Source organism: uncultured Meiothermus sp. (assembly GCF_937863175.1).
GTDB lineage: Bacteria > Deinococcota > Deinococci > Deinococcales > Thermaceae > Meiothermus.
The window spans coordinates 1-4252 of the sequence record NZ_CALMCQ010000422.1 but is presented as its reverse complement, the minus strand read 5'-3'; the positions used below and the strand labels follow the sequence as shown (position 1 = coordinate 4252).

At 60.6% G+C, this 4252-nt stretch carries 5 protein-coding genes; 3 read left to right on the top strand and 2 right to left on the bottom strand.

Going from position 1 to position 4252, the window contains the following annotated elements; genetic code table 11:
• The coding region (locus Q0288_RS15980) for an alanyl-tRNA editing protein (protein WP_299432652.1) at window positions 1-566 on the bottom strand (566 nt) is incomplete at its 3' end.
• A 74-nt stretch (window positions 567-640) separates the two neighbouring features.
• On the opposite strand from Q0288_RS15980, the gene Q0288_RS15975 reads away from it, so the two are divergent.
• Window positions 641-1516, top strand: coding sequence for a DMT family transporter (locus Q0288_RS15975; RefSeq protein ID WP_299432649.1), 876 nt, complete (start codon window positions 641-643; stop codon window positions 1514-1516).
• Between the two features lie 141 nt (window positions 1517-1657).
• Entirely contained in the window at window positions 1658-2548 is an 891-nt protein-coding gene (locus Q0288_RS15970) for a universal stress protein (protein WP_299432646.1), read from the top strand.
• Here the strand turns inward: Q0288_RS15970 and Q0288_RS15965 are convergent.
• Window positions 2521-3183, bottom strand: coding sequence for a phosphoribosyltransferase (locus tag Q0288_RS15965; protein ID WP_299432643.1), 663 nt, complete (start codon window positions 3181-3183; stop codon window positions 2521-2523). The two genes, Q0288_RS15970 and Q0288_RS15965, sit on opposite strands and share 28 nt — an antisense overlap.
• A gap of 324 nt (window positions 3184-3507) precedes the next feature.
• Between Q0288_RS15965 and Q0288_RS15960 the strand changes: the two genes are divergently transcribed.
• On the top strand, window positions 3508-4252 hold a 745-nt coding region (locus Q0288_RS15960; RefSeq protein ID WP_299432640.1), incomplete at its 3' end, for an ATP-binding cassette domain-containing protein.

Below are 4252 nucleotides of genomic sequence, written 5' to 3'. Positions count from 1 at the left end.
CAGCCTTCAATCTCTACGACCCGGATCTGCCCCGCGACTCGGGGGGCGCGGCGAAGCGGGTAGCTGGCCACCTCGCTATGATCTATCAGGAAAGCCTTGACCGGGGTGTTGGCATACACGGCCCAGTTGGCAAGGGCTTCGCCCTGGCGGACGATAGACGGATCGGGCTCCCCCGAAAAGTCAATCGTGCAGACCGGGCTGCCCATGTTGACCGCCAGGGTTTCCCACCCGGCAGCCCGCCAGAAAGCCTGGGCCAGGATGTGCTCGGCGGTGTGGCGCTGCATCCGGCGGTAGCGCCCAGCCCAGTCCAATCGCCCCTGTACGTGCTCTCCGGGTTGCAAAGGGCTTTCCAAAACGTGAATCACGTCGCCCCTGGCTTGGTGGTTCTCGAGTACCTCCAGTACCGCTACCCCGCTCAGAGTTCCGGTATCGCAGGCCTGTCCGCCCGCAGCGGGGTAGAAGAGGGTCTGATCCAGTACCGCATAGTGTTTATCGCCATTACTCCAGGCCTGCACCACCCTGGCCTCGAACTCGGTTGTGTAGGGTTGTTCCCAGTACAGCCGCATTCCGATAGCTTACCGGATGTTGCGACTCAAAGGCATCTGGATTTACCACTGGTTTTGTACGTAGACTCTTCTTTGTGCGCCGAGGTCAGCTTTTAGGATTACTGTATCTCAACCTGGCTACGGTGTTTTGGGGCAGCACTTTTGTGCTGGTCAAGGATAGCCTGCAAACCCTGGAGCCCGGGCAGATCAATTTTGTGCGCTTTGCCATCGCTACCTTGTGCTTTGTGCCGTTTTTGTTCCACCGCGACCCCAGGTTGTGGCGAGCGGGCCTCGAGTTGGGGGCCGTGCTCTTTGTGGCCTACCTGACCCAGACGATCGGTCTACAATACACCACAGCCAGCCGCAGTGCCTTTATTACGACCCTCTATGTGGTGGCACTGCCGATGCTGCTGGGGGTGTTGGGACACCGCCTGGGCTGGCCCATCTGGCTGGCAGCAGGGTTGGCGATTGGGGGGGTGGGGCTCCTCTCTTACGATGGCTCACCCCCCAACCTGGGCGATCTGTGGACGCTGGGAACAGCCCTCTCCTATACCATCTATATCTGGCGCCTGGAGCGATTCGCCCATCGCTTTCCGGCCCTGCCCCTCACGGGTGTCCAGATCCTCACGGTCGCGCTGGGCTCGCTGGCCTGGATGCTGTGGGAAGAGCCCAGCTGGAATGCTTCCACCTTCCCCTACTTTTCGCTGCTCTATTTGGGTTTGATTGCCTCGGCGCTGTGCATCTGGTTGCAGGCCCTGGGCCAGCGCCTGGTGGCTGCTCCACAGGCAGCGGTGATTTTTGCCCTCGAGCCAGTCTACGCTGCTTCCTTCGCTTTCTTCTGGCTGGACGAACGCCTGGGAGTCCAGGGGTTGATGGGTGCGGGCTTGATCGTCGCCGCTACCCTCATCAGCCAGCTCAGGAGCGGGAAACCTCACCCCGAACAGATCACACCAGATACAATGCTGCGGTAACTGGGGAGGGCTTTTGCCTGGCCCTGGGCTGTCTGGGGTGGTGGTTGTAAGCAACCAGCGGTAATCCTCTGGTAATGAGGGCTGGCTATCGTACTGCCAGACAAGGCGGTGTACTGTGCGCCGGTGGGTGTGGAGGTGGGCATGTTCCAGAAGATACTGATTGCGGTGGATGGCTCCTACGGTGGTGAACGTGCCGCTCAGGTTGGGCTGGGACTGGCAGGGCGACTGGGCTCGAGGGTGGTTCTGGTACACGTGCTGGATGGGTGGTCCACGGCGCCGCCCAGGTTGACCCAGGTAGGCCGGGAGGAGGCCAGGGCCCAGGGTCAGACCTTGCTGACCCGGTGGCAGGCCGGAGCCGCGCAAAGGGGGTTGGAGGCCGAAATCCGTCTGCGGGAACTGACCGAACCAGCCGAGGGCATTGTGGCGGTGGCGCAACAGGAAGACTGCGATTTGATTGTGATGGGCACCCATAGCCGGGAGGGCCTGGCCCGCTTGTTGCTGGGCAGTGTGGCCGAGCGGGCTTCCCGACTGGCCCCGGTGCCGGTGTTGCTGGTGCGAAGCACAACGCCGACGAGTGAGCCGGTGGAATTTCGGCGGGTGCTGGTACCGATTGATGGTAGCGAACTGAGCAACCTGGCCCTGGATCAGGCCAAGAAGCTGGTGGGCTATCTGGGGGCGAAGCTACTGGTGTTGTTCGTGGAGCCCCGGGCCTTGCTGCTGGTATTGGAAGCGCTCGAGGAGTACCCTGAAGAACAGGAAAAATATCTCCACCGGGCCCGAAGCCTGATTGATCAGGCGGTGCAGGACTTCCCGGAAGCCGAGGCCATCTGGCGTGAAGCAGGCGCAGAGCGGATTGGCGATGTGATTGCTCAGGTAGCCAAAGAGCGGGGGGTAGACCTGATCGTGATGGGTACCCACGGGCGCACTGGCCTGGATCGTGTCCTGCTGGGCAGCGTAGCCGAACGGGTGACCCACCGGGCCCATTGTGCGGTGCTGTTGGTGCGTCAGGCCAAAGGAGGAAGTGTGGCCTGAGCCCTCGAAAGCAGCTCCAGTACCTCTTCATCCGAAGTCTGGGGGAAGTGTTCGTACCACAAACCCACCGCTTGAAAAAAGTCCGGGGCCAAGAGGCAGACCACCTCGTCCACCAGGGCTTGTATTTCTGCCAACGTATCGGGCGGAGCTACCGGTACGGCCACCACCAACCGCCCCGGATGCTTTTGTTTAGCGGAAGTAATTGCTGCTTTCATGGTAGCTCCGGTAGCCAGGCCATCGTCAACCAGCAGGATGGTTCGGCCCTCGAGGCTGGGGAAAGCCTTGTTGCCACGGTATAACTGTTCGCGGCGCTCGAGTTCTGTGCGTTGCTGCCGTTCGACCGCCTCGATGGCATCCGCTGAAATCTGCAAGCTGTCCACAATTTCCTGGTTGAGTATTCGCCCGCCGCTCGAAGCGATGGCTCCCATGGCCAGCTCTTCGTGTCCAGGGGCGCCGAGTTTTCGCACGATCCAGACCTCCAGGGGGGCTCGCAACCGTCGGGCAACCTGATAGGCAACCGGCACCCCCCCTCGGGGCAAGCCAAATACCAGCAGACTGGGCTGCTGGTAACCGAGTTCTGCCAGCCGCTCGGCCAGCAGTTGTCCGGCCTGGTTGCGGTCTTTGAAGGGTTTCATGGGGCCTCGTTATTATTGTAGCTGATAGCCGATGGCTGATCGCCAAAAGCCTGAAGCCGAAGGCCAACGGCTCAGATAATGTTGATCGTCGATAGTCCATAGCTGGCCGTACCTACTGCCGTAGGGAAAAGGGGCTCCGGGTTCGGGGACGCAGTTCTTGGTCCCCTGTTCCTTCTCGATAGACCATAGACCATAGATGATCGCTATTATCTACCGCGGGTACGACCACTCTGACGGCATATCAGCGGTCCTGGTATTTCCACGAAAGTCTGATGCAGAGGGGCCGTCCTCAGCCGCCCAGGACACCCCGCTATACTGGTCAAGGTGAGCCAAATTGGGGCCGAAGGCCTTTCCAAGTTTTATCCGGTAGCCCTCAAAGAGCCGGGTTTTGTGGGAACGGCACAACATTTCTTCCAGCGCAAATACCGGCAGGTGGAGGCCGTCAAGGGCGTCTCCTTTCAAATTGAGCCGGGCGAAATGGTGGGCTTTCTAGGGCCGAATGGGGCCGGAAAAACCACCACCCTCAAACTCTTGTCGGGGCTGATCTATCCCAGCGCAGGGCGGGTGGAAGTAGCCGGACACCAACCCTTCAAGCGAGAACATGCGTTCTTGCGCAAGATTACCCTGGTGATGGGCAACAAACAGCAGCTCATCTGGGATTTGCCGGCTGCCGACAGCTTCCGGGTGAATGCGGCCGTCTACGAAATTGCCCCCGACGAGTTCAAAAATCGCCTGGGTGAACTGAGCGAGATGCTGGCCCTCGAGGGCAAACTCAACCAGCCCGTGCGCAAGCTGAGCCTGGGTGAGCGGATGAAAGCGGAATTGCTGGCCGCGCTCCTGCACCGGCCTCAGGTCTTGTTTTTGGATGAGCCCACCCTGGGGTTGGATGTGAATGCCCAGGTAGCGGTGCGGGAGTTTTTGCGTGAGTATAACCGGCGTTACCAGGCTACCATCCTGCTCACCAGCCACTACATGGCCGACATCACGGCGTTGTGTGAACGGGTGCTGATGATTCACCAGGGTCGCCTGATCTACGATGGCGGACTCGGCGGGCTCCTCGAGCGGTTTG